The organism is Microvirga sp. GN3, from assembly GCF_055792825.1.
In genome coordinates, this window is sequence record NZ_JBVVAK010000032.1 from 21,159 (window position 1) to 44,922 (window position 23,764).

Consider the following 23,764-nt stretch of genomic DNA (forward strand, 5'->3'; position numbering starts at 1 on the left):
CGGTCCGTCCCTTGGCACGGCGGCCGGAAGATTTAGGAGAAAGCCAATGCGTCACGGATTCCGTGGTCGTCGCTTCAACCGCACGACCGAGCACCGCAAGGCCATGTTCGCCAATATGGCGGCTGCGCTGATCAAGCACGAGCAGATCGTCACGACGCTCCCGAAGGCCAAGGACCTGCGCCCGGTCGTCGAGAAGCTGATCACGCTGGGTAAGCGCGGCGACCTGCATGCCCGCCGCCTCGCCATGTCGAAGCTGCGCGACGAGGCGATGGTCAAGAAGCTCTTCGAGGTCCTCGGCAAGCGCTATCAGGACCGCAACGGTGGCTACACCCGCGTCCTGAAGGCCGGCTTCCGCTACGGCGACAACGCTCCGCTCGCCGTGATCGAGTTTGTGGACCGCGACGTCGATGCGCGCGGCCAGGATTCGGGCCCGACCCAGAAGGACGAGCTCGTCGAGGCGGCCGAGTAAGCTCTCGGTTCAGAGATTTTCATGAAGGGCGGTCTTCGGGCCGCCTTTTTTGTTTTCGGCGGCCATGCCAGAGCATCGGACCCAAAAGTGGACCCACTTTTGGGTCCGATGCTCCCTCCTATAGGTGGCGCATCGTTCGGAGCGGAAAACCGGGTCCACTTTTCCGCACGATGCGCTAGAGCCAGCGGTTGGAACTTGGTGTTTTGCTTCCCGCGTTCTATCCATAACGGCCTTTGAACACAGGATTCGACAGGAATGCGCTTCTTTCACCCCGCGATCGGATTTCTCGCCGCCATACTGGCCTTTGCCCCAGCCGGCGGACAGGCACAGACGCAGCGCGTCGTTCCCGAAAGCAAGGCGCAGGTCCAGTTGTCCTTTGCGCCCGTCGTGCGCCAGACCGCTGGATCCGTCGTCAACGTCTATGCCAAGCGCAACGACCGCCGGCAGAACGCGGCCATCGAGGATTATTTCCGCCGCTTCTTTGGTGACAATGCACCGGGTGTGCCGCGCGGCCGGTCCCAGAGCTCCCTCGGCTCGGGCGTGATCGTTGATCCCTTGGGGCTCGTGATCACGAACAATCACGTGATCGAGAACATGAACGAGGTGAAGGTGGCCCTCGCCGACCGGCGGGAATTCGAGGCGGAGATCCTGCTGCGCGACTCCCGTACGGATATCGCGGTGCTCAAGCTGAAGGACGCTACCAACCTGCAGGCGATCGAGCTTGGTGACTCGGAGGCCCTTCAGGTCGGCGATCTCGTGCTCGCCATTGGCAATCCCTTCGGCGTGGGACAGACGGTGACTCAGGGTATCGTCTCGGCGCTCGCCCGCACCCAGGTCGGCATCTCGGACTATCAGTTCTTCATCCAGACCGATGCCGCCATCAATCCCGGCAACTCGGGCGGCGCGCTCATCGACATGAGCGGTCGCGTGGTCGGTATCAACACGGCGATCTATTCCCGCTCTGGCGGCAGCATTGGCATCGGCTTTGCCGTTCCATCAAGCATGGTCAGGGTGGTGCTGAATTCTGCCAGGGGCGGTGCCAAGAACGTGGTCCGGCCCTGGCTCGGCGCACGCCTCCAGCCCGTGGACGGCGATATCGCCAACGGCCTCGGGCTGGAGCGCCCGACCGGCGTCCTCGTGGCCGCGATCTACGACAAGGGACCTGCTGCTGAAGCCGGTCTCAAGCGGGGCGACGCCATTCTGATGGTCGACGGACAGCCGGTCGACAACCCAGATTCCTTCGGCTACCGCTTCACGCTCAAGGGCACGCAGGGGCAGACGCCGATCACGGTCTTGCGCGGCGGCAAGCAGACGACGATCCAGGTGAAGCTTGTGCCTCCGCCCGAGAACCCACCGCGGGAATCCGTGCGCGGCCGCAATCGCACGCCCTTTGCCGGGGCCACACTCGTGAACATGTCGCCGGCGGTCGCCGACGAACTGCAGATCGATATCGCAGATGACGGCGTGGTGGTTGCGGATATCGACGAGCGCAGCCTCGCCGGCAGCGTGGGCTTCGAAAAGGGCGACCAGATCGTCGCCATCAATGGCGAGAGGCTTGCCTCCACCAAGGATGCCGAGCGCGTGATCAACCGGAACAGTGGTTATTGGGAAGTGACCGTCAGCCGGGGCGGGCGCGTGTTCACGACAGTTTTCGGGCGATAGGCGGGACGGCGGCAGGGAGATCGGGTAATGATTTCTGTCCGTCTCCGAGTCCCGGAAGCATCATGAGTGACCTGTTTTCCTCCGCCGGCCTCGATCAGAATGCGCCCCGTCCGCTGGCGGACAGGATGCGGCCGACCAAGCTCTCCGAGGTGGTCGGCCAGGATCATCTCGTGGGGGCGGACGGCATCCTGACCCGGCTCATCGCATCGAAAACCTTGGGATCCCTGATCTTCTGGGGCCCACCCGGCACCGGCAAGACCACCGTCGCGCGCCTGCTCGCCCATGAGACGGAGCTTCATTTCGAGCAGATCTCGGCAATCTTTTCCGGCGTGGCGGACCTCAAGAAGGTCTTTGAGGCGGCTCGCCTTCGACGCTCCATCGGCAAGGGCACCTTGCTCTTCGTGGACGAGATCCATCGCTTCAACCGGGCCCAGCTCGACGCCTTCCTGCCCGTCATGGAAGACGGCACCATCACGCTAGTCGGCGCGACTACCGAGAACCCGTCTTTCGAGCTGAACGCCGCGCTTCTGTCACGCGCCCGAGTGCTTCTCTTCAAGTCGCTCGACGAGGCGGCTATCGAACAGATCCTGGCCCGTGCGGAGGAGGTTACCGGAAAAAGCCTGCCGCTCGATGAAGAGGCGAGGGCGTCACTGGTACGCATGGCGGACGGCGATGGGCGCGCGGCCCTGACGCTGGCCGAAGAGGTGTGGCGCTCGGCGAAGCCCGGCGAGATCTTCGATGCGGAGCAACTGCAGGAGATCATCCAGCGCCGCGCACCCATCTACGACAAGGGCCAGGAGGGGCATTACAACCTCATCTCCGCCCTGCACAAAACCGTCCGAGGCTCCGATCCGGACGCGGCGCTCTATTACCTCGCCCGCATGTTGGACGCGGGCGAGGACCGGCTTTTTATCGCCCGCCGGCTGGTCCGGATGGCGGTGGAAGATATCGGACTTGCCGATCCGCAGGCCCTCGTCATCGCCAACGCGGCCAAGGACGCCTTCGACTTCCTCGGCTCACCGGAAGGGGAACTAGCGCTCGCTCAGGCCGCGGTCTATCTCGCCACCGCACCGAAATCGAACGCACTCTACACCGCTTACAAGGCCGCCACCCGGGTTGCGAAGGAGCACGGCTCTCTCATGCCGCCCAAGACGATCCTCAACGCACCGACCAAGCTCATGAAGCAGATCGGCTATGGCGAGAGCTACCGCTACGACCACGACGAACCCGACGCCTTCTCAGGTCAGGATTACTGGCCCGAGAAGCTGGGGCGGCAAGAATTCTACGAGCCGGTGGACCGCGGCTTCGAGCGCGAGATCAGGAAGCGCCTGGATTGGTGGGAGAAGCTCCGCAAGGATCGTCAAAAGTAACTGTGTTTCTTCGTGCTTTCTTTCCTGCTACGTTGGTGGGGCAGGGAGGCACATGTGAAGAATCCGATACTTCTCCTGATCTGGCTGGCAGCGGTTACAATTCCCGGACCTGCCCAGGCTCAAAAAGCCGAAATTGCTCCCGGTGTCAGCGTCAGCCGCAAGACATATCAAGTACCTGACGACGAAGCGCCGTTCTTCAACTTCATCGAAAAGTCCGAAGCCCAAAAAGCGGCCGATAAGAAGCTTGTCGACGCTGTTCTGGAAAGGGTTCCGGATCGGTCGAGGGCAGCAGGGACGGCGATCGCTGCCGGTATGCGCGCCTTCCTGTCGGACAATGACATTGCCACCGCAGCAAAGCGGTTCAATCAGGGCTTTTTGCTCGATCCGCAACAGAGCGGTGTCTACCACGGCTTTGCTCTTGTTGCTGCTGCGCGTTTCAAAGATTTCGACTACGCGGACGAGCTTTTCCGATTGGCTGCCCGCATGAAATCTCCAGCCGCGCCGCTTCGGGCAGACCATGGCCGGATGCTCCTGATTGCCAATCGTCCTGCCGAGGCGAAGCCGATCCTGGAACAGGCTGTGAAAGATACTCCCGATTGGGCTTTGCCTCGCATGAACCTGGCTTGGGCCACATTGCAATCTGGAAATCGTGATGAAGCCTGCCGCCTCATTATGCAGGTGAAAGGGCAGGATCTTGAAAAAGTCGAACGCGATCTGGCCTTGTTCAAGCAGAAGGCTGGCTGCTAGCTTGGGTGCATGAAATCCTACCTCCTCGTCTTCCTGGGCGCCGGGATTGGCGGCGCGCTCCGGCATGGGGTGAATGTCGGCTGCGCGCGCTATTGCGGAACAGCTTTTCCGTGGGGGACGCTCACGGTCAACGTCGTCGGCTCCTTCATCATGGGCGTTCTTGCCGGATGGCTCGCCTTCAAGGCCGGCGAGGGCTGGAGCCAGCCTCTGCGGCTCTTCCTCACGACCGGAATTCTCGGCGGCTTCACCACCTTCTCGGCTTTTTCCCTCGATGCGGTGCTGGTTTGGGAGCGTGGGCAACTCGGGCTTGCCGCAACTTATGTGGTCGCTTCGGTGGTTCTCTCCATCGCCGGATTGGTCGCCGGCCTCGGGCTGGTGAGAGCGATCAGCGCCTAAACCTCGATTGCCGCCTGCGCGGCGCTCTGATACCGACAGATCCATGAGAAAAAGCGGTTCAGAACGGAATGGTGCCCGCGGTGGGCGCTCGGGTGCCCGGCAGGGCTTTCGCTCGCGCGAGGACAAGCCAGCGCGCAAGGCTTCATCGCCTAAGTCCTCCTCGGCGAAGCTGGGCGGGTTGAAATCGGCTGCGGGCAAGACGCATGCGACATCGGCCTTGCGCGAGAAGCCGGCTGCACGGCCGAAGCAGGCAAGGCCTGCGGCGGAAGCTCCGCGCCAGCCGACACGGGCTCAGGCCAAGGCGGCAGCCCAGGAAGTGCTGGCGACCGGCGTGCAGACCCTCGTGGTCGAGCCGGATGAAGCCGATATGCGCGTCGACCGTTTCCTGGTCGCCCGCTTCCCGCAACTCGCTTTCACCCATATCCAGCGCATCGTCCGCAAAGGCGAGTTGCGCATCGACGGCAAGAGGGCGCAGCCGAACGACCGTCTGGTGCCCGGGCAGAAAGTCCGCGTGCCGCCCTTGAAGCTCGATCAGCAGCGGCCGGTCTCCCGCAGCGCGGCCAAGGACCAGGATGACCGCGACTTCCTGAAGTCGATCACGCTCTACGAGGACAAGGACGTTCTCATCATCAACAAGCCGATGGGGCTCGCGGTCCAGGGCGGATCGGGCACCAAGCGGCATGTGGACGGGCTGCTCGAAGCTCTCAAGGATGACGACGGGCAGAAACCGCGTCTCGTGCATCGTCTCGACAAGGACACGGCCGGCTGCCTCGTCATCGCCAAGACGCGCTTTGCCGCATCGACCATGGCGAAATCCTTCCGTTCCCGCACCACGCGCAAGATCTACTGGGCGCTCGTCGCCGGTGTGCCGCGCGTGCGGCAGGGCAGGGTGTCGACCTATCTCGCCAAGGAAGCCGACGAGGGCGATTCCCGCATGCGTGTGGCGCGCCATGGCGACGAGGGGGCGAGCCACGCGCTGACCTATTATGCGGTGGTCGATACGGCGGCACAGAAGCTCGCCTGGCTGTCGCTGAAGCCCGTGACCGGACGCACGCACCAACTGCGCGCCCATACGGCTCATATCGGCCATCCCATCGTCGGCGATCCGAAATATTTCGACATCGAGAACTGGGAGCTGCCCGGCGGCATCCAGAACAAGCTGCACCTTCTCGCGCGCCGCATCGTCATCGCCCATCCGCGCACCGGCAAGCCCATCGACGTCACCGCGCCGCTGCCGCCGCACATGCAGCAGAGCTTCAACCTCCTCGGCCTCGATACGAGCCGCTACGATCCCATCGTCGAGGCGCCGGAAGAGTAGCTTTCATAACACCTTCGATCATTCTCCCTGTCGCACTTTCGCCGCGCATCAAGCGCAGCATCAAGTGTCTCATTCAGCCTTTTGGCTGTTGAGATGACAAGGAGGAGATCGATGGAACACAAGCCTCTTGATCAGCTCCGTAGCGTAGCCGACGTTCAGCCGAGACCGCTCTCCCGCGAGGAGCGACTTCAGCGCTGGATCGACCTGCTCGAAAAGGATCCCAAGCGCCGCCTGAACTCCCTCGGTGAAATCGAGTACAAGCCGCCGGCGGAGCGAGCGCTGGTCCGCGAGGACGACTCGCCGCTCACGGTCGCCTATGACGACCCCATCCTGCGTGCTGATGGACTGGCGAGCGACCGGCTCGGCGATGCCATGCGTTACTTCGCGCTCTCCGACGGTCAGGCCCATTATGCCCTCTGCTCGTGCCTGAGCGGACGCACGATGGAAGCCGGGACCTGCGCTCTGAGATTGCGGAACGCGACGGGCAACGTCGCCTGGGAATCCGCAGTCGGTGCCTGGGTTCTCGCTGCTCTGGCCGTGAGCCTGCCTGGCCTCGTCTATCTGCTGAGCTGAGGCGCGTTCTTATACGAAGGACAACCACGTCAGGAGGCTATCCGCCTCCTGATGGTGCCTTGACCGTTGCAGGCCGTCCCTGAATCGGAGACAAAGCAGCAGATCGGAAAGGCACTTCTCTCATGCTGCACATCGAGCCCGTAACCCTCTCGACGGATCGTTTGACCTTGCGTCCGCTGAGCCTCGCGGATGTTCCGGCTCTGGGCATCGCCGCCAGCGATGGCGAGCTTTGGGAGAAGAAGACGACGACCGTGCCCCGGCCGGAAGGGTTCGAGGCTTATGTGCAGAAGGCGCTGGAACTTCAGGCCGCAGGCCTTGCCCTTCCTTTCGCCACGGTGGTGAACGACGGCAACCGGGTTGTCGGCTCGACGCGCTACATGAACATCGATGCCGCCAATCATCGGGTCGAGATCGGGACCACCTGGATCGCCAAGTCCTGGCAGCGGACCTTCGTCAACACCGAGGCGAAGTTCCTCATGCTGCGCCATGCCTTCGAGACGCTAGGCTGTATTTCCGTCGAGATTCGCACTCATGCCCGCAACGACCAGTCCCGTGCCGCCATCGAGCGCCTTGGTGCCAAGCTCGACGGCATCCTGCGCCATCACATGATCATGCCCGACGGGCACATCCGCGACACAGCGACCTACAGCATCGTCCAAGAGGAATGGCCTGCGGTGAAGGCGGGGTTGGAACGACGGCTGACGTCGATCTGAAATCTGCTCGGTGGGAGCTTTCGCTCGATCATTCTGAGGGTACTCGTGAATCGGCTAGCACCGTCCGGGATGACGTTCCTTCGTCCGCCTCTCTGGCGTCATCCCCGTCCCCGGACTTGATCCGGGGATCAGTCCCGGGGATCCATGTCTTGGCACCACTGTGGTTCCCAAGACGTGGATGGCCGGAACAAGTCCGGCCATGACGGGCGCGGGTGTCGATGGGTCTGTGTCAAAGAGCCAGCAGTCTGGGGCCCGCAGCTTGCGCTGCGAGCCTGAGGGTTGATCGAGGGTGGCGCGACAGGCAGCCCGGCTCGATGTCTGATGGTGAAGGGAAGAGCCGAACTGTCTCTTCGCGCACGGCTTGTTGAGGCGGACAGGCGAGGCCGGCTCAGTCAACCGCCGCAGGCGGTGACCGTCTGCGCGACGGCGGCCTGCGACCGATCCCGACCACCGGCCCACATCCTGGGCCTCCCGTCGGATGAGGCTGCGTCACCTCAGCCACGGGACCGTGCCTGCTCCCACACTGCGACGCCTCGCGAGCGCACCCCTCTCAGGAGCAGATCTACGCAATGATATAGCCCAGGTTAGGATCATTGTCAAGAACAAAATGAGAACAGGAACATCATCTCGAGGGTACACTTCCGCCGTCATCCCCGGGCTTGTCCCGGGAACCCACGCCTTGGGAACTGCAACGCTGTAAGGACGTGGATGGCAGGGACAAGCCCGGCCATGACGCGCGGGGGCTTGGAATGCAGTGTCATTCCCGCAAGGGCGCGTAGCGAGGGGAAAAGGGTATTCATCCGCTCAGTATGTACGTGACGAGCCTTTCCCTGTTGCGGAACGCCGTCCGTCGGGCAACGTTGGTCTCCGACAGGCTTGTAACGTGAGTTGAAGCATGAGCAGCATCGTTCGCGATAACGCCGCCCACCGTCGGTTCGAACTCGAACGGAACGGGCATATCGCTTTCGCCAATTACGAGCGGCGCGGATCCGATCTCGTGATCCGCCATGTGGAGGCCGCCATTCCGCTGCGCGGTACCGGGGCGGCTGGCGAACTGATGCAGGGCGTGGCTGAGATTGCCCGCTCGGAGGGGCGCAAGATCACGCCGCTCTGCGGCTATGCCTGGGCCTGGATCCGCCGACATAAGGAATACAGCGATCTCCTAAACTGACGCCGATCCTATCCGTTCGGTGGGTGTGCCTATTCGCCGTACTGCGATCTGCGTCAAAATCGACTAAACAGCGGCTCCTCCAAAAAATTCCATACCGCGCTATGGGGGCGCCGCCCGTGACCAATGTTCTCGAAAAAGCCAGAAGGGTTCTGGCCAAGAAAAGCGTGGCTGTTTCAGCCGCCATCCTTGCCCTGGTCATTGCAGCCGCCGTGTTCATCGGCCCCCGTCTGCTGGCCGAGCCTGCTGTCGAGATCACCTATTCGGAATTCACACGCGACCTCGCCGGCAAGAAGGTCCAGAAGGTCCTGATCGAGAGCGGCGGTCTCTCCGTCTCGATGGCGGACGGGAACGTTTTCGTGCGCATGCCCAATGGCCTCGTGAGCGCCGATTACATCGAGCGGATCACCGCCTCCGGCGCGGAGGTCGATTTCAAGAAGCCCGGTTTCGACGCGGCCCATCTCGCCAGCATCCTGGTGCCGATTATTCTTGTGGCGGCCGTGCTCCTCATGCTGGCGATCCAGACCGACTTCAAGCCGACCTCCCGCTGGCCCAAGGTCGTCCGGAGCATCCCGAACCGCTTCGACGATGTCGCGGGCCAGGAGGAAGCCAAGGCCGAGTTGCAGGAGGTGATCGCATTCTTACGCGATTCCGAAGCCTTTACGAAGGTGGGCGCGCGCATCCCTCGCGGCCTCCTGATGGTCGGGCCGCCCGGAACGGGCAAGACCCTGATCGCCAAGGCGCTGGCCGGCGAGGCAGGGGTCTCCTTCATGGCCGTATCGGGCAGCGATTTCTCGGCGCCCCTGATCGGTATCGCCAAGGGCCGTGTGTCCAAGCTCTTCGAGCAGGCCCGCAAGAAGGCGCCGTGCCTGATCTTCATCGACGAGATCGACGCCATCGGCCGCAAGCGCGGTGGCGGAGGCTCGGCGGCCGACCGCGAATTCGAGTCGACGCTGAACCAGCTTCTCGTGGAGATGGACGGCTTCAACACCACCGCCGGCGTGATCGTCATCGGCGCGACGAACCGCGTCGACGTGCTCGATCCGGCGCTGCTGCGTCCCGGCCGCTTCGACCGTCAGGTGCATATCGGCCTGCCCGATATTTCCGGCCGCGAGGCGATCCTCAACGTTCATGCCCGCAACGTGAAGCTTGCGGAGGGCGTCAGCCTCGCCTCCATCGCCAAGGGCACGCCCGGCTTCTCAGGCGCCGATCTCGGCAACCTCCTGAACGAGGCGGCGATCTTCGCGGCTCGCGAGGGTGTCAAAATGGTCACGCGCGACCACCTGGAAGCGGCCCGCAACAAGATCATCATGGGTCTCGAGCGGCGGTCCCTCGTGATTACGGACGAGGAACGCAGGCTGGTTGCCGTGCATGAGGCGGGTCACGCCCTCTGCGCCTGCCTGCTGCCGGCCTCCGACAAGGTGCACAGCGCCACCATCATCCCGCACGGCCAGGCGCTGGGCCTCGTCATGCGGCTGCCGGAGCATGATCGGTTCTGCATCCCGGTGGAGAAGCTCGAGGCGGACCTGATCGTCGCCATGGGCGGACGGGCTGCGGAAGAGGTCGTGTTCGGTCCCAAAAAGGTCACGACGGGGGCTGCGAGTGACATCGCTCATGCCACCAATATCGTGACCAAGATGGTGACCGAATGGGGCATGAGCCCGGCCATCGGCATGGTCCGCGTCGCGCGCTCGGGCGAGAGTCTCCCGCGCGAGGTCGAGCAGGAAATCCGGCGCATCATCGACGAGATGTATGCGGCCGCGAAGACCTGCATCGAGGATAACCGCGATGCCCTCGATGCCCTGACCGAGGCGCTGCTGGAGCATGAGACGATCGAAGGTGACGAGATCCGCGCGATCGTCGCGAAGCAGGAGACGAGACTGGCCGCCTGATCGGGCGGTCGGCTATCCAACCTCAAAGTTGATAAGACGCGACTCCGGCTCTCCTCCCGACAAGGGGGGAGGGAAAGAGCCGCCCGTGCTTCAAAGCGAATAGCGTGTGCTGATGAGCCAGCCTCTCAGGCCCGGGCCGCTTCCCGATTCGCGTCACCGTCTTCGTTCAGCGGCGCGTTGATCGTGCAAACGACGCCGTCCGGCGCGAAGGTGATGGTGACATCGCCGTGGAGTTCCTGAGCGAGACTGCGCTCGATCAGCCTTGTGCCGAAGCCTCGCCGAACGGGCTCGGCAACGGCTGGGCCATCCATCTCCCGCCAGGTCATTTCCAAGGCCGCTCCACCGGCCTGCTGCGTCACTGACCAATGGATCGCAATGCGTCCCGTCTGATCGGACAGGGCGCCGTATTTGACCGCATTTGTGCCGAGCTCCTGAAGCGCCATGGCAACCGCAAGCGCGATCCGGGGCGGCAGGCGTATGTCCTGGCCGCGAAGATCGAAGCGGCTGTGTCCATGGCCCTGGAAAGGAGCGATGGCTCCCTGAACGACCTGATGCAGGTAGGCCCCGTTCCAGTTTTCGCGGGTCAGCACATCATGGGCGCGGGAGAGGGCGAACAGACGACCCTCGACCGCGTCGCGGGCTTCGTTCGCCGTCTCTGCGTTGCGCAGGCTCTGAGAAGCGATGGATTGGACGGTCGCCAGAGTGTTCTTCACGCGATGATTGAGTTCGTTGATAAGCAGCTGCTGATGCTCCTCGGCCTTCTTCATCTCCGTGATGTCGACCGCCACGCCCAAGGTCCGTGCCGGTATGCCGTCCTTGATGTCCTGCATCTCTGCCCGGAGCAGGAGCCAGTGCGGGGAGCCGTCTGGCCAGACGATCCGCAGCTCGGTCTCCACATGCCGTTCGCCACGAGCGAGAGCGTCCAGGGCCGTGGCGCGGAGGCGTTCACGTTCTCCCGGATAGTAGCGTGCCCTGATGTCCTCAGTGGTCAGATTTGCATCCGGAGGAAGCCCGAGCAGCCGTTTCAGCTCCGGCGAGACCGTCACCGTGTCCGTCGCCGTCTCGATTTCCCAGACGGCCATGCGCCCGGCATCGATGGCGAGCCGCAGACGGGCCTCGCTTTCGGCCAAGGCCGCCTGCGAGTGCTTGGATTCGGTGAGATCGGACGCGAGGACATAAAAGCCGACGACGCGACCGTCCTCGTCGCGGTCGGGGATGTAGTCCGATTTGACGTAGCGCATGCCTGTGCGAAAGGGCGCCCACCATTCGTGCCCGGTCCGCTCCCCGGCGAGGACAGCCTCGATATAGGGTCTCGTCCGCTCATAGGCCGGGGAACCGACGGCCTCCCAGATACGGAGCCCATACAGACTTTCCGGCGTGCGCCCGATCCATGTCTCGTAAGCACGGTTGTTGAAGCGGTAGCGCTGGTCTGTGTCCACATAGGCGACGAGGGCCGGCAGATGATCAGCGATCTGTCTGAGTTTCTCCTCGCTGACATGGAGCGGCCAGTCGCTGTCATCCGCCGCATCGCCATTTGCCGACTTGGGATGGGAAGCGGCCGAACTCGGTTGTTCCTGCAGCCGGGTCCGCAGTTCGCGATTCTCGCGCTCCAGTTCCGCAAGTCTGTGCAGCAGAGAATCCCTGTCCATGGCCTCGGTCGTTATCATCTATTCTTCTTGGCCCATTTTCCGCACAAACCCTATCCTACTCATGATCTAGGCACGATTACAGGCAGACGGGAGGAAAACCGCGATGTGAAAGATTGTTTCCCATCAGTGCCTTCTGGCAGCGGCACGGATTATTGAATAAGGTGCGCGCCACCAAGGGGGCTCCCATCATGAAGCGCATCATCCGTATCACCGCCGTCATCGGCCTCGGCCTCATGGCCACCGCCTGCGACAAGTGTGGCAACTGGAACATGAACACGCCGCAGTTCTGCCACGCCGACAAGCCGCAAAGCTAAAGCGCCGTCTTCTCCTTCGGACCGAGAGAGATCCTTGAAGCTCATTCTCTTCGATGTCGACGGCACGCTGGTCGACAGCCAGAACATCATCGTCGCGGCGCAGCAGAGGACCTTCGCGGCCCATGGCCTGGAGCTTCCGAGCCGGGAGCGTGCACTCTCCATCGTCGGTCTTTCGCTGCCGGAGGCCTTCATGGCGCTGGCGGGGCCGAAAGCACCCGTCGAGAGCTTGGTGAGGACCTATAAGGAGGTCTCCATCACCTTGCGCCGGGATCCAGCTCATGCCGAGCCGCTCTTTCCCGGGGCCGGCGCGTGCATCGAGATGCTGCGCCGTCGCGAGGGTGTGCTGCTCGGGATCGCCACCGGCAATTCCCAGCGCGGCGTGGCGCGCATCGTCAACCATTTCGGTTGGCATGGGGTCTTCTCCTCGATCCAGACCGCCGACGATGCGCCGTCGAAGCCCCATCCGGGCATGATCCTGCAGGCGATGCGGGAGACGGGAGCCAGCCCCCATGACACGGTCATGGTCGGGGATTCGAGCTTCGACATGGGCATGGCCCGCGCCGCCGGGGTACTGGGCGTAGGCGTCTCCTGGGGCTTCCAACAGGTCTCGGCTCTCACCGAGGCGGGGGCAGGGCCCATCGTGCATTCCTATGCCGAGCTTGAGACGGTGCTGCAGGAATTCCTGAATACGCCCTCGAAGATTTCCGCCTGAAACCCATTTGATGCCCATGACCGATTCACGCGACTGGTTCCCGTCCGAAGAGGAACCGAACCCGATGCGGGCCGCCCAGGCCGGCATGAAGCCCACCCTGCCCAAGCGCTTCTACAAGGACGCTGGAGTCGAGGAGCGGGACGGCCAGTTCCTGCTTACTCTGGATGGGCGCACCGCCAAGACCCCCGGCAAGCAGACCCTGGCCGTGCCTGCGCGAGGTCTGGCCGAGGCGCTGGCCGCGGAATGGCAAGGGCAGGGGGACGAGATCGCCCCCTCGACCATGCCGATCACCCGTATCGTCAACTCTGCCATTGACGGCGTGACGCCCCGGCAGGCGGAGGTGGTGGATGATCTCGTCCGCTATGCGGGGTCCGATCTGGTCTACTATCGCGCCGGCGAGCCCGAGCGGCTGGCCAAAGCCCAGGACGAGGCATGGCGTCCGGTTCTCGATTGGGTCAAGGATGCCCATGGCGCCCGTTTCACCCTGGGCGAGGGCGTCATGCATGTGACCCAGCCGGAGGAGGCGATTGCCGCGATCCGCAAGGCCATCGAGCAGAACCGTTCGCCCTTCGCGCTCGCCGCCCTGCACGTGATGACTACGCTTTCCGGTTCGGTGCTGATCGCGCTCGCCCATGCGGCGCAGCAGATGGACGCGGACCAGGCCTGGGCCGCCGCCCATGTGGACGAGCTCTACCAGGAAGGCGTCTGGGGCGAGGATCACGAGGCCATGGAACGCCGCCGCCGGCGCGAGGCCGACTTCAAGGCGGCCTCGAAGGTCTATCGCCTATCCAATCAATAAGAAAAGCCGCCGATGCGATCACATCGGTGGCTCGCAATCTCTGTATTCCGTATCAGGTGCGTTGAAAGCTGATCCCGCACTTCTTCTGAATCGAGGCGGCCTCGATGGCCTGCATCTGGCCCTTCAGGTTGGCCAGCTCCGCCGTCTTGGCATTGTCACCACCCACGAAGAAGGCAGCGGGCCAGAAGATGACGACGGCGGCCGTCGTAGCGACCACATCCTTGGTGCGCTGTGAGTCCTGTGCTCCGGACGCGGCAGCGGCGGCGCTGCTGACCCTCTGAGCCTCAAGGCTCAACTCCTTGCAGCTGTAGCTCTGGTATGTGACCGATGAGACATAGGCAGCTCCAACATCCTCCGAACGGCTCGCACAAGCCGCTGCCATGAGGGAGAGGGACACGGCGACAGCCGCAGATTTATGGATCTTCTTCATATCAGCCCCTTTATAACATTATAACGCTCTGCTCCTACCTTGCTCCACCGTCCCTGTGAAGTGCTGTGGAGCACACGCCGATAGTGGGATTTTGGCCTCGGCACGGCTGTGCTAAGCGGGGAGCAACATTTCCCCCGGCATCCAGGGATTTCCGATGAAAGACATGCTTGAACGGCTTGAGGAGCGGCGTGCACAGGCTCGCCTGGGCGGTGGTGTAAAGCGCATCGAGGCGCAGCACGGCCGGGGCAAGCTGACCGCCCGCGAGCGCATCGAGCTCCTGCTCGACAAGGGCTCGTTCGAGGAGTTCGACATGTTCGTCGAGCACCGCTCCACCGATTTCGGCATGGAGAAGGTCAAGATCCCCGGCGACGGCGTCGTCACCGGCTGGGGCACGGTCAACGGCCGCACCGTCTTCGTCTTCGCCAAGGACTTCACCGTCTTCGGCGGCTCGCTCTCCGAGGCGCATGCCCAGAAGATCATCAAGATCCAGGACATGGCGCTCAAGATGCGCGCCCCCATCGTCGGCCTGTTCGATGCCGGCGGCGCCCGCATCCAGGAGGGCGTGGCGGCACTCGGCGGCTATGGCGAGGTGTTCAAGCGCAATGTCATCGCCTCGGGCGTGATCCCGCAGATCTCGCTGATCATGGGCCCGTGCGCCGGCGGCGACGTCTATTCGCCCGCCATGACCGACTTCATCTTCATGGTCCGCGACCGCTCCTACATGTTCGTCACCGGTCCCGAGGTGGTGAAGACCGTCACCAACGAGACCGTGACCTCGGAGGAGCTCGGCGGCGCCAAGGTGCACACCACCAAGTCGTCGGTGGCCGATGGCGCCTATGACAACGACGTGGAAGCACTCCTGCAGGTGCGCCGCCTGATCGATTTCCTGCCCGCCAACAACATGGACGGCGTGCCGGAAATCCCGAGCTTCGACGATCCGAACCGCACCGACGACAGCCTCGACACCTTGATCCCGGACAACCCGAACAAGCCCTACGACATGAAGGAGCTGATCCTGAAGGTTGTGGACGAGGGCGACTTCTTCGAGATCCAGGAAGCTTATGCCAAGAACATCATCACCGGGTTCGGGCGCATCGAGGGCCGCACGGTCGGCTTCGTGGCCAATCAGCCGATGGTGCTGGCGGGCGTGCTCGACTCGGACGCGTCGCGCAAGGCGGCACGCTTCGTCCGCTTCTGCGATGCCTTCGGCATCCCGATCGTCACCTTCGAGGACGTGCCGGGCTTCCTGCCGGGCACGGCGCAGGAATATGGCGGCCTGATCAAGCACGGCGCCAAGCTGCTGTTCGCCTATTCGGAAGCGACCGTGCCGCTGGTCACCGTGATCACGCGCAAGGCCTTCGGCGGCGCCTATGACGTGATGGCCTCGAAGCATATCGGCGGCGACATCAACTACGCCTGGCCGACCGCACAGATCGCCGTGATGGGCGCCAAGGGCGCAGTGGAAATCATCTTCCGAGGCGATATCGGCGATGCGGACAAGATCGCGGCGCGCACCAAGGAATACGAGGACCGCTTCATGTCGCCCTTCGTGGCAGCCGAGCGCGGCTACATCGACGAAGTGATCATGCCGCATTCGACGCGCCGTCGGATTGCGCGGGCGCTGGCGATGCTGCGTCACAAGGAGAGCGAGCGGCCCTGGAAGAAGCACGATAATATTCCATTGTAAGATAGTAAAATGAAAGCAGTATCACTGGATAACTACATCCGATTTGGCGGTTATTGGATGTTTTTGGAGCGGGCGGCAACAAATTATGGCATCCATGGAGAGAGGTGCTTCCTTGACTGCTATGATTATGTAGTTTCTAAATTAGAAAATTTATCTTTTGTTATTACTTTAAGGATTCTCGAAAATGAAGAGGGTTCTTTGCTGAGCTTAGAGAGAGGCCTGAAGGTTCCACTCTAACAGCGGAAGATGTTAAGAAGTTGGAAGAAATACTTGATAAGTGTCGCCCGGCAATGTTGGCAGAGGCTGAGGGTAAATATCTTTATGAAATAAGTGAGAAGCGAGTAGACGTTAAGAGATCAATGGAGGCTCCAAGCGGTTTGCTTGCTCCTGGTGTTTACGATCTGCTAAGTGATGTCTCAAGATATGACTTTTCAGAAGCCGCCAAATCGATAGTTTTTGAAAGGCCAACTGCAGTCGCATTTCATATTTTGCGGTGCGTAGAGGGTGTTCTGAAAGATTTCTATTGCTTCTATGTCAAAAGAAATCGACTTCAAAAACCGATGTGGGCGTCAATGGTTCAGCAGTTAAGAGTAAAAAATGGCTCTAAACCGAAGCAATATCTATTAGATAACTTAGATAGTATTAGAAATAACTATCGCAATCCTACTGCTCATCCTGATAAGGTTTATGAAATACAGGAGTGTCAAGACTTATTCAATATATGCATTGCCTGTATAAATGGCATGATCCAAGATATGAAGAAGCTATAATCCTTAGTTTTGCTGTGATCGTTTAGATGGAAGCATCGACTGGTGAGTCGATGCCTCTCTTGCAAGATCAGCGTGAGCTTTTACTGCGATGCCCCATTCACAAGTTCCGGCCGCCGAACCGTCTGAAAGACATAGCGCATCGCATCCGGCAGGAGCTGCTTGAAGGCATCCCAGTTGTGGGCGCCGTCGATCACCCGGAGCTCCGCCGGAATCTTGTTGTCACGCCAGACTTTGTACAGGTTGGTGGCGTGATACTCGATCTGGAACTCGTCGTGATCGCCCGAGCTGAAATGGACCGGCATGCTGATCTTCTTCGCCAGAAAGGCGTCGAGGAGCGTCGGATAGTTCAGTGACTTCCATACTTCGGGATCGTATTGCTGCGCCCCGAATACGCCGACGCGCCGGGCCGATGAGGTTTCGGGCGGCTCGGGAACGTAGATCGCAGGGCTGACGAGAGCGACGGCCGCGAACATCTCCGGGTTCTTGAGAGCAAAGCGCAGCGAGCCGTATCCGCCCATCGACACGCCGCCGATGACGCGACTCATGCGGTCGTTCATGATCCGGAACTTGCCTTCGACCTCGGGCATCAGGTCTTTGAGGAAGGCCGTTTCCATCGGCTCCTTGCGGTCCACGTACCAAGTGGTGGTGGCAGACGGAAGGACGATCACCGCCGGAGGCATCAGGCCGTCGGCGATCAGCTTGTCGATGGTCTTCTGGGCTTCTCCCTTGGCGACCCACTCGTTCTCGTCGCCGCCATTGCCGTGCAGGAGATACATCACGGGATAGCGCAGCTTGCCCGTATCATAACCGTCGGGAAGATAGACATTGTAGACCCAGTCCCGCTTCAAAGTCGGCGACTGGAATTTTTGCGACACGACCGTGCCCGCGTCGGCGGACCAAGCCGCCATCGTGACGGCCAGGGCTGCAACAACCCTACTCAGGACCCGTGTAAATTTCATGGCTTCCTCCCGATTCATGTGGTTGGGAGAAGAAGCGTAGCATTTGTTGCCCTTGCGGCAATCGCATTCGTGGGGAGGGGCCTGTCGTGCCGACGAGAGGAGACCAGTACAGGTGTCTTGCATCACCCCTCGCTCCCTTTTACCAAGGCATCCCATGAACACATCTTGTCCCCGCTCCTGGGTTTCCACCGCCATCCAGATCATCGAGGCGGATTTCAATCGCTCGTCGGATACGCATCTGTTGCGTGTGCCGCTGCCGGCGGCGCCGGGGATCGAGCTGTATCTCAAGGATGAATCGACCCATCCGTCGGGGAGCCTGAAGCATCGGCTGGCGCGGTCGCTGTTTCTTTATGGGCTGTGCAACGGCTGGATCGGGCCAGAGACCACGATCGTCGAGGCATCGAGCGGGTCGACCGCGGTGTCGGAGGCCTATTTCGCGCGCATGCTCGGCCTGCGCTTCATCGCCGTGATGCCGCGCTCCACCTCGGCCGAAAAGATCGCGCAGATCGCCTTCTACGGCGGCGAGAGCCATTTCGTGGATTCACCCGGCGAGATGTATGCGGAAAGCGCGCGGCTCGCGGAGGAACTCGGCGGCCATTACATGGACCAGTTCACCTATGCCGAGCGGGCGACGGACTGGCGCGGCAACAACAACATCGCCGAATCCATCTTCAGCCAGATGACGCACGAGGAGCATCCTGTTCCGAGCTGGATCGTGGTGGGGGCGGGGACCGGCGGCACTTCGGCGACGCTCGGGCGCTACATCCGCTATCGCCGCCTGCCGACGAAGCTGTGTCTCGCCGATCCGGAGGCGTCCGTGTTCCACCAGCATCTCGCGGATCATGCCGTGTGCAACGTCTCGGGTCCGCCTTCGGTCGTCGAGGGCATTGGCCGTCCGCGCTGCGAGCCGTCCTTTGTGCCGGAACTCATCGACCGTGCTTTCGCCGTGCCCGATGCGGCGAGCATCGCGGCCGCGCGCGTGCTCTCGCGCCGCATCGGCCGCTCCTGCGGAGGCTCCACCGGAACGAACTTGTGGGCGGTCGCTCAGATCGTCGGCGAGATGGTGAAGAGCGGCGAAAAGGGCTCCGTGGTGACGCTGCTCTGCGATTCCGGCGAGCGGTACCGCAGCACGCATTTCGACGATGCGTGGCTTCAGGGCAGGGGCATCGACATCAGGCCGGCCGAGGAGGCGATGGAGCGGTTCTTCGAGACGGGTGTTTTGAGCGCTGCATAAGACGTGGATGGCCGGGACGAGCCCGGCCATGAGAGAGCAGCTTACACTCTTGCTGTCATTCCGGGGCCGCGCAGCGGAGCCCGGAATCCATAACCGCTGACGGCGCTTTGTTCTGGCAGAACGGTGTTTATGGATCCCCGCCTTCGCGGGGATGACAGTCGAGGTTCTGAAAAGCACCTATTCGGCAAACCATTTCACCAGCAGCTGCAAATCCGTCTGCGACAGATTGTGTCCGGTCGGCAGAGTTTCGTGCTGAACCTCTGCGCCTGACCCCACCAGCGATGCGGCGAGACGCTTTGCATTGTCGGCCGGGATGATCGGGTCCATGGCGCCCGAAATCATCAGCACGCGCTTGCCCGCCAAGTCCGCCTGCGGTGCATTCGACAGCGGCACCATGGCCCGCAGTAGCGCCGCACCGGCAAGCGACTCCGGCCGCAGCATCAGCATGGCGGCGGCGATGTTGGCACCGTTGGAGAAGCCCATCGCAACAGGTGCCGCGAGCCCATAGGCCTTGCGCGCCTCGGCGACGAAATTCGCGAGTTCATTCGCGCGGAATTTCACATCCTCCTCGTCGAACACGCCTTCCGCAAGACGGCGGAAGAAGCGGGGCATGCCGTTCTCCAGGATCTTGCCGCGCGGGGAGATGAGAGCGGAGCCGGGGGAAATCGTGCGGCCGAGGCCGAGAAGATCGTTCTCGTCGCCGCCGGTGCCATGAAGCAGCAGGAGCGGCGGGCGCTTCGCGTCGGTGGTGGGCTCGAAGCGGTGGATGAAGGACAGTTCGGTCATGGTTTTCTCGTTCTGTCAGAGAAGGGTGTGATGTGCCGACTCCCCCTTGCGGGGAGGGGCAGGGGTGGGGGGCGGACGACTGGGTGAAGCGGACCCAGAGTTTGGTACTGTAGAAGCCTCGTCGGCTTCTGGACCGCCTACAGCGTTTTGACTTTTCAACCCCCACCCTCAATCCCTCCTCGCAAGGGGGAGGGAAGAAGGTTGGCGTTAGTTCAAGCCAGCTCCGGCAGGTGAGCCTCGATGTCGCTGCGCCGAGGCTCCAGGAAGGCGGGGAGCTTCAAGGCTTCGCCCAGGCTTTCCTGTGCTTCGTCGGCGGCGAAGCCCGGCTCGTCGGTGGCGATCTCGAAGAGAATACCGCCCGGCTCGCGGAAATAGACGGACCGGAAATAGTTGCGGTCCTTCTGCTCCGTGGTCTCGATGCCGTGCTTCTCGGCGAGCTTCTTCACCATCTCGGCCTGGTCGGCATCGTCCTTGGCGCGGAACGCCACATGGTGGACGGAACCGCCGCCCATCCGGCCCGGCAGGAAGCCGCCGGCGCTGCGAATGTCGACCGTGCTGCCCATCAGGGCGTCGGACTTGTAGCGCACGAGGGAGCCGTCGCGGGCGGTCTCGCGAAAGCCGAACACGTCGGTGAGGATCGCGCCGGTCCGCTCGCCGTTCTCGACGAGGAGCGTGACGCCCTCCAGGCCGCGGATCGCATGCTCCGCCGGGATACCTTCGACCGTCCAGGCGGGCTCGTTCTCCGCATTCGGCGTGCCGACGAGCGCGAGGCTCGTGCCATGCGGGTCCTTGAAGGTCAGCACGCTCTGTCCGAAGCGCTTCTCCACTGTGCCGTGCTCGACGCCCTGCTCGATGAAGCGATGCGCCCAGAAGCCGAGAGACGCCTCAGGCACGCGGAACGATGTTTCCTGCGTCGAGCCGATCCCGTTGCGTCCCGGTGCGACATGCTCCCACGGGAAGAAGGTCAGGATCGAGCCCGGCTGCCCGAGGCTGTCGCCGAAATAGAAATGATAGGTGCCGGGATCGTCGAAGTTGACGGTCTTCTTGACGAGGCGCAGGCCAAGCACGCGGGTGTAGAAGTCGAGATTGCGACGGGCGGGGCCAGCGATGGCAGTGACGTGATGAATACCGTGGTGCCGCATGGGACTAATCCTTAACGAGCGAGCGCGGATTTGCGTCGCTTGGCAGGAAGATATGTACCACCGAAACCCGATGAAGTGCGGAAAGAGCAACCTTGCGGGATTGCAAAGCCCGAGCCACCGAATGGGCAAATCCGCGTGATTCCTGGAGAATTCGGTTCGGCAAGATTCCAGCAACCAAAGTCTCTCAACAAGGCTTAACCTCAACGACGATTCAGCATGTCGTATTAACGGTTTAGGCCTGCCATCCGTGTGAGAGTCATCCTCAAGACAAGCGATCAACCGACAGAGAGCCAAAGAAAAGCCGGCGGGAGTCAAAGGGATGATGAAGGATCAACTTCGCGATTTCATCGAGAGGATCTCCGAGACCAAGTACGTTTCGGATGAAGACGTGACGATGCTTCAGGGCGGAATCCTGGAAGGCGGCATCACGAGCCGTCTCGAGATCGAGTCCCTGCTGGCGCTCGACCGTGTCGTCGACGCGGAGGAGAGCTGGGGAACGACGCTCACCAAGCTCGTGGTCGATTTCGTCGTCTGGAGCCGGGCGCCCCATGGCGTCGTCAGCAACGACGATGCCTTCTGGCTCGCCACCCTGCTGGAGATCAGCGGCCCATCCCCGAACGCCATGAACATCGCCTACGCCATCCTCGATGAGGCCGGCTATGTGGATGTGGCGCTTCTCGATTTCATCATGCGCGGACGCCAGCAGGCGAGGCTCTCCCAGATGGCCGCCTGAGGGATGTGCCTGATCTAACGCTAAATGCTGACGAAGCCCCGCTTCCCCAAGGCACGGATGTGCAGTAACGGAGGTGGGGCTTAATTGTTTGGGTGGAGCGTTCGAGGGTTCATGTTCGACAAGATCCTGATTGCGAACCGGGGCGAGATTGCGTGCCGGGTCATCAAGACCGCCCGGCGCATGGGCATCAAGACCGTGGCCGTCTATTCCGATGCCGACCGGGATGCTCTCCACGTGGAGATGGCCGACGAGGCCGTTCATATCGGCCCGGCGGCGGCCGCCCAGTCCTATCTGGTGATCGAGAAGATCATCGAGGCCTGCAAGGCCACCGGCGCCCAGGCCGTCCATCCGGGCTACGGCTTCCTGTCCGAGCGCGAGGCCTTCCCGAAGGCGCTGGCCGAGGCCGGCATCGTCTTCATTGGCCCCAATCCGGGCGCCATCGCCGCCATGGGCGACAAGATCGAGTCGAAGAAGGCGGCCGCCGCCGCCAAGGTCTCGACGGTTCCAGGCTATCTCGGCGTGATCGAGGGGCCGGAGCAGGCGGTGCAGATCGCCAATGAGATCGGCTATCCGGTGATGATCAAGGCCTCGGCCGGCGGCGGCGGCAAGGGCATGCGCATCGCCTATTCCGCCGACGAGGTCGCCGAGGGCTTCGCCCGCGCCAAGTCGGAAGCCGCAAGCTCCTTCGGCGACGATCGTGTCTTCATCGAGAAATTCATCACCGATCCGCGCCATATCGAGATCCAGGTGCTCGGCGACAAGCATGGCAACGTGATCTATCTCGGCGAGCGCGAATGCTCGATCCAGCGCCGCAACCAGAAGGTCATCGAGGAGGCGCCGTCGCCGCTGCTCGACGAGGCTACCCGCCGCCTCATGGGCGAGCAGGCGGTGGCGCTTGCCAAGGCGGTCGGCTACGATTCCGCCGGCACGGTGGAGTTCGTGGCCGGCCAGGACCGGTCGTTCTACTTCCTCGAGATGAACACCCGCCTGCAGGTGGAGCATCCGGTGACCGAGATGATCACCGGCGTCGATCTCGTCGAGGAGATGATCCGGGTCGCCGCCGGCGAGACGCTTCGGATGAGCCAAGCCGACGTGACGCTTACCGGCTGGTCGGTGGAAAGCCGCATCTACGCCGAGGACCCGGTACGCAACTTCCTGCCCTCCACCGGCCGCCTCGTCACCTACCGCCCGCCGCAGGAAGGCGAGCATCATGGCGTCACGGTGCGCAACGACACCGGCGTGTACGAAGGCGGTGAGATCTCGATCTATTACGATCCGATGATCGCCAAGCTCGTGACGCACGCGCCGACGCGCGAACAGGCGATCGAGGCGCAGGCCACCGCGCTCGATGCCTTCGCCATCGACGGCATCCGCCACAACATCCCGTTTCTCTCGGCCCTGATGCAGCATCCGCGCTGGCAAAGCGGAAAACTCTCCACCGGCTTCATCGCCGAGGAGTTTCCACAAGGGTTCAAGGCCCCGGCACCGGAGGGCGAGGTGGCCTTGCGCATGGCGGCCGTGGGGGCCGCCATCGATCATCTGCTCAACGAGCGCAAACGCCACATCTCGGGCCAGATGCGCCAGGTTTCCAGCGTAAAGTTCGACCGCGAGCGCGTGGTGCGGCTGGGGAGCCAGAGACATGAGGTCGTGATCGAGGACATCGAGGGCGGCTTTGCGGTCGTCATCGACGGTCAGTCCTGGCCCATCCTCTCGGGCTGGGTGCCCGGCCAGCCGGTCTGGACCGGCACGGTCGGCGGTGAAGAGGTCGCCGTGCAGGTGCGCACGATCCTGAACGGTGTGGTTCTGTCCCATGCCGGCGCCTCGGCCGAGGTGCGGGTCTATACCAGGCGCGAGGCGGAACTGGCGGCCCTGATGCCGGAACGGCTGGAAGCCGATACGGGCAAGCAGCTGCTCTGCCCGATGCCGGGTCTGGTGAAGGCGATCAGCGTTTCCGTCGGCCAGGAGATCAAGGCGGGCGAGCCGCTCTGCATCGTCGAGGCGATGAAGATGGAGAACGTGCTGCGCGCCGAGCGCGACGGCACCATCTCCAAGATCCACGCCAAGGAGGGCGACAGCCTGGCGGTCGATGCCGTGATCATGGAATTCGCATAAGGCCGACACATTCGGTTATTAGCCTGAGAAGCTGGCTCATTAACTTCCACTGGCCTTCAGGAGATATAACCAGAGCGTCATGGCCGGCCTTGTGCCGGCTATCCCGATTGATTGAAGCACCACGCTCTT

The 23,764-nt window shown here is 62.5% G+C and carries 24 protein-coding genes; 19 read left to right on the forward strand and 5 right to left on the reverse strand.

Going from position 1 to position 23,764, the window contains the following annotated elements:
- The first annotated feature begins 46 nt into the window (after positions 1-46).
- The 10 genes from rplQ (at position 47) to ftsH (ending at position 10,308) form a co-directional block, all read left to right on the forward strand.
- Positions 47-469, forward strand: a complete 423-nt coding sequence (rplQ, locus tag ACS5Q1_RS16970; RefSeq protein ID WP_473099294.1) for a 50S ribosomal protein L17 — start codon at positions 47-49, stop codon at positions 467-469.
- 255 nt (positions 470-724) lie between these two features.
- A complete protein-coding gene (locus tag ACS5Q1_RS16975; protein ID WP_473099295.1) occupies positions 725-2,131 on the forward strand; it encodes a Do family serine endopeptidase in 1,407 nt (468 codons plus the stop codon).
- 62 nt (positions 2,132-2,193) lie between these two features.
- Positions 2,194-3,501 (forward strand): replication-associated recombination protein A, encoded by a 1,308-nt coding sequence (locus ACS5Q1_RS16980; RefSeq protein ID WP_473099296.1) that lies wholly within the window; start codon positions 2,194-2,196, stop codon positions 3,499-3,501.
- 54 nt (positions 3,502-3,555) lie between these two features.
- Positions 3,556-4,248, forward strand: a complete 693-nt coding sequence (locus ACS5Q1_RS16985; protein WP_473099297.1) for a tetratricopeptide repeat protein — start codon at positions 3,556-3,558, stop codon at positions 4,246-4,248.
- A 9-nt stretch (positions 4,249-4,257) separates the two neighbouring features.
- Positions 4,258-4,644: a fluoride efflux transporter CrcB gene (gene crcB, locus ACS5Q1_RS16990; protein WP_473099298.1), complete on the forward strand. Its 387-nt coding sequence runs from the start codon at positions 4,258-4,260 to the stop codon at positions 4,642-4,644.
- Between the two features lie 43 nt (positions 4,645-4,687).
- Positions 4,688-5,962, forward strand: coding sequence for an RluA family pseudouridine synthase (locus tag ACS5Q1_RS16995; RefSeq protein ID WP_473099299.1), 1,275 nt, complete (start codon positions 4,688-4,690; stop codon positions 5,960-5,962).
- A gap of 111 nt (positions 5,963-6,073) precedes the next feature.
- Positions 6,074-6,535 carry a hypothetical protein gene (locus tag ACS5Q1_RS17000; protein ID WP_473099300.1) on the forward strand — a complete coding sequence of 154 codons (462 nt, stop codon included), beginning with the start codon at positions 6,074-6,076 and terminating at the stop codon, positions 6,533-6,535.
- Positions 6,536-6,657: 122 nt separating this feature from the next.
- Positions 6,658-7,248 carry a GNAT family N-acetyltransferase gene (locus ACS5Q1_RS17005; RefSeq protein ID WP_473099301.1) on the forward strand — a complete coding sequence of 197 codons (591 nt, stop codon included), beginning with the start codon at positions 6,658-6,660 and terminating at the stop codon, positions 7,246-7,248.
- 895 nt (positions 7,249-8,143) lie between these two features.
- Entirely contained in the window at positions 8,144-8,419 is a 276-nt protein-coding gene (locus ACS5Q1_RS17010) for a GNAT family N-acetyltransferase (protein WP_203443420.1), read from the forward strand.
- 116 nt (positions 8,420-8,535) lie between these two features.
- Positions 8,536-10,308, forward strand: a complete 1,773-nt coding sequence (gene ftsH, locus ACS5Q1_RS17015) for an ATP-dependent zinc metalloprotease FtsH (RefSeq protein WP_473099302.1) — start codon at positions 8,536-8,538, stop codon at positions 10,306-10,308.
- 125 nt (positions 10,309-10,433) lie between these two features.
- Here the strand turns inward: ftsH and ACS5Q1_RS17020 are convergent, their stop codons facing one another.
- Positions 10,434-11,975, reverse strand: coding sequence for a sensor histidine kinase (locus ACS5Q1_RS17020; protein WP_473099303.1), 1,542 nt, complete (start codon positions 11,973-11,975; stop codon positions 10,434-10,436).
- Positions 11,976-12,145: 170 nt separating this feature from the next.
- Here ACS5Q1_RS17020 and ACS5Q1_RS17025 point away from each other — a divergent pair, with 170 nt between their 5' ends.
- The 3 genes from ACS5Q1_RS17025 to ACS5Q1_RS17035 are packed head-to-tail and all read left to right on the forward strand — an operon-like array spanning position 12,146 to position 13,782.
- Positions 12,146-12,271, forward strand: coding sequence for a hypothetical protein (locus tag ACS5Q1_RS17025; RefSeq protein ID WP_473099304.1), 126 nt, complete (start codon positions 12,146-12,148; stop codon positions 12,269-12,271).
- Between the two features lie 34 nt (positions 12,272-12,305).
- Positions 12,306-12,983, forward strand: a complete 678-nt coding sequence (locus ACS5Q1_RS17030; RefSeq protein ID WP_473099305.1) for an HAD-IA family hydrolase — start codon at positions 12,306-12,308, stop codon at positions 12,981-12,983.
- A gap of 16 nt (positions 12,984-12,999) precedes the next feature.
- Complete coding sequence (locus tag ACS5Q1_RS17035) at positions 13,000-13,782, forward strand: ATP12 family chaperone protein (RefSeq protein ID WP_473099306.1); 783 nt, start codon at positions 13,000-13,002, stop codon at positions 13,780-13,782.
- 52 nt (positions 13,783-13,834) lie between these two features.
- Here the strand turns inward: ACS5Q1_RS17035 and ACS5Q1_RS17040 are convergent, their stop codons facing one another.
- A complete protein-coding gene (locus tag ACS5Q1_RS17040; RefSeq protein WP_473099307.1) occupies positions 13,835-14,212 on the reverse strand; it encodes a hypothetical protein in 378 nt (125 codons plus the stop codon).
- 154 nt (positions 14,213-14,366) lie between these two features.
- Between ACS5Q1_RS17040 and ACS5Q1_RS17045 the strand changes: the two genes are divergently transcribed.
- From ACS5Q1_RS17045 to ACS5Q1_RS17055, 3 genes are read left to right on the forward strand one after another with little or no spacing between them, the layout of a single operon-like run.
- The gene (locus ACS5Q1_RS17045; RefSeq protein WP_473099308.1) at positions 14,367-15,899 is read left to right on the forward strand and encodes an acyl-CoA carboxylase subunit beta; all 1,533 of its coding nucleotides are present in this window, start codon (positions 14,367-14,369) and stop codon (positions 15,897-15,899) included.
- 9 nt (positions 15,900-15,908) lie between these two features.
- On the forward strand, positions 15,909-16,136 hold the full coding sequence (locus tag ACS5Q1_RS17050) for a hypothetical protein (protein ID WP_473099309.1): 228 nt from the start codon (positions 15,909-15,911) through the stop codon (positions 16,134-16,136).
- 20 nt (positions 16,137-16,156) lie between these two features.
- The gene (locus tag ACS5Q1_RS17055; RefSeq protein ID WP_473099310.1) at positions 16,157-16,669 is read left to right on the forward strand and encodes a hypothetical protein; all 513 of its coding nucleotides are present in this window, start codon (positions 16,157-16,159) and stop codon (positions 16,667-16,669) included.
- Between the two features lie 80 nt (positions 16,670-16,749).
- Here ACS5Q1_RS17055 and ACS5Q1_RS17060 read toward each other — a convergent pair whose 3' ends face one another.
- A complete protein-coding gene (locus ACS5Q1_RS17060) occupies positions 16,750-17,628 on the reverse strand; it encodes an alpha/beta hydrolase (RefSeq protein WP_473099311.1) in 879 nt (292 codons plus the stop codon).
- Between the two features lie 154 nt (positions 17,629-17,782).
- Here ACS5Q1_RS17060 and ACS5Q1_RS17065 point away from each other — a divergent pair, with 154 nt between their 5' ends.
- Positions 17,783-18,862 (forward strand): PLP-dependent cysteine synthase family protein, encoded by a 1,080-nt coding sequence (locus ACS5Q1_RS17065; RefSeq protein ID WP_473099312.1) that lies wholly within the window; start codon positions 17,783-17,785, stop codon positions 18,860-18,862.
- 177 nt (positions 18,863-19,039) lie between these two features.
- Here the strand turns inward: ACS5Q1_RS17065 and ACS5Q1_RS17070 are convergent, their stop codons facing one another.
- Entirely contained in the window at positions 19,040-19,648 is a 609-nt protein-coding gene (locus ACS5Q1_RS17070) for an alpha/beta hydrolase (protein ID WP_473099313.1), read from the reverse strand.
- A 212-nt stretch (positions 19,649-19,860) separates the two neighbouring features.
- A complete protein-coding gene (locus ACS5Q1_RS17075) occupies positions 19,861-20,790 on the reverse strand; it encodes a ring-cleaving dioxygenase (protein ID WP_473099314.1) in 930 nt (309 codons plus the stop codon).
- A 319-nt stretch (positions 20,791-21,109) separates the two neighbouring features.
- Between ACS5Q1_RS17075 and ACS5Q1_RS17080 the strand changes: the two genes are divergently transcribed.
- Together ACS5Q1_RS17080 and ACS5Q1_RS17085 are read left to right on the forward strand one after the other, a co-directional pair.
- Entirely contained in the window at positions 21,110-21,523 is a 414-nt protein-coding gene (locus tag ACS5Q1_RS17080) for a hypothetical protein (protein ID WP_473099315.1), read from the forward strand.
- Positions 21,524-21,634: 111 nt separating this feature from the next.
- Positions 21,635-23,635 carry an acetyl-CoA carboxylase biotin carboxylase subunit gene (locus ACS5Q1_RS17085; protein WP_473099316.1) on the forward strand — a complete coding sequence of 667 codons (2,001 nt, stop codon included), beginning with the start codon at positions 21,635-21,637 and terminating at the stop codon, positions 23,633-23,635.
- Positions 23,636-23,764 lie beyond the last annotated feature (129 nt).

Excerpts from the sequence above, each read along its gene's own strand:
- rplQ (WP_473099294.1), top strand. The coding sequence starts at position 47 with ATGCGTCACGGATTCCGTGGTCGTCGCTTCAACCGCACGACCGAGCAC.
- ACS5Q1_RS16975 (WP_473099295.1), top strand. The coding sequence starts at position 725 with ATGCGCTTCTTTCACCCCGCGATCGGATTTCTCGCCGCCATACTGGCC.
- ACS5Q1_RS16980 (WP_473099296.1), top strand. The coding sequence starts at position 2,194 with ATGAGTGACCTGTTTTCCTCCGCCGGCCTCGATCAGAATGCGCCCCGT.
- crcB (WP_473099298.1), top strand. The coding sequence starts at position 4,258 with ATGAAATCCTACCTCCTCGTCTTCCTGGGCGCCGGGATTGGCGGCGCG.
- ACS5Q1_RS16995 (WP_473099299.1), top strand. The coding sequence starts at position 4,688 with ATGAGAAAAAGCGGTTCAGAACGGAATGGTGCCCGCGGTGGGCGCTCG.
- ACS5Q1_RS17000 (WP_473099300.1), top strand. The coding sequence starts at position 6,074 with ATGGAACACAAGCCTCTTGATCAGCTCCGTAGCGTAGCCGACGTTCAG.
- ACS5Q1_RS17005 (WP_473099301.1), top strand. The coding sequence starts at position 6,658 with ATGCTGCACATCGAGCCCGTAACCCTCTCGACGGATCGTTTGACCTTG.
- ACS5Q1_RS17010 (WP_203443420.1), top strand. The coding sequence starts at position 8,144 with ATGAGCAGCATCGTTCGCGATAACGCCGCCCACCGTCGGTTCGAACTC.
- ACS5Q1_RS17020 (WP_473099303.1), bottom strand. The coding sequence starts at position 11,975 with ATGATAACGACCGAGGCCATGGACAGGGATTCTCTGCTGCACAGACTT.
- ACS5Q1_RS17025 (WP_473099304.1), top strand. The coding sequence starts at position 12,146 with ATGAAGCGCATCATCCGTATCACCGCCGTCATCGGCCTCGGCCTCATG.
- ACS5Q1_RS17035 (WP_473099306.1), top strand. The coding sequence starts at position 13,000 with ATGACCGATTCACGCGACTGGTTCCCGTCCGAAGAGGAACCGAACCCG.
- ACS5Q1_RS17040 (WP_473099307.1), bottom strand. The coding sequence starts at position 14,212 with ATGAAGAAGATCCATAAATCTGCGGCTGTCGCCGTGTCCCTCTCCCTC.
- ACS5Q1_RS17045 (WP_473099308.1), top strand. The coding sequence starts at position 14,367 with ATGAAAGACATGCTTGAACGGCTTGAGGAGCGGCGTGCACAGGCTCGC.
- ACS5Q1_RS17050 (WP_473099309.1), top strand. The coding sequence starts at position 15,909 with ATGAAAGCAGTATCACTGGATAACTACATCCGATTTGGCGGTTATTGG.
- ACS5Q1_RS17060 (WP_473099311.1), bottom strand. The coding sequence starts at position 17,628 with ATGAAATTTACACGGGTCCTGAGTAGGGTTGTTGCAGCCCTGGCCGTC.
- ACS5Q1_RS17065 (WP_473099312.1), top strand. The coding sequence starts at position 17,783 with ATGAACACATCTTGTCCCCGCTCCTGGGTTTCCACCGCCATCCAGATC.
- ACS5Q1_RS17070 (WP_473099313.1), bottom strand. The coding sequence starts at position 19,648 with ATGACCGAACTGTCCTTCATCCACCGCTTCGAGCCCACCACCGACGCG.
- ACS5Q1_RS17075 (WP_473099314.1), bottom strand. The coding sequence starts at position 20,790 with ATGCGGCACCACGGTATTCATCACGTCACTGCCATCGCTGGCCCCGCC.
- ACS5Q1_RS17080 (WP_473099315.1), top strand. The coding sequence starts at position 21,110 with ATGATGAAGGATCAACTTCGCGATTTCATCGAGAGGATCTCCGAGACC.
- ACS5Q1_RS17085 (WP_473099316.1), top strand. The coding sequence starts at position 21,635 with ATGTTCGACAAGATCCTGATTGCGAACCGGGGCGAGATTGCGTGCCGG.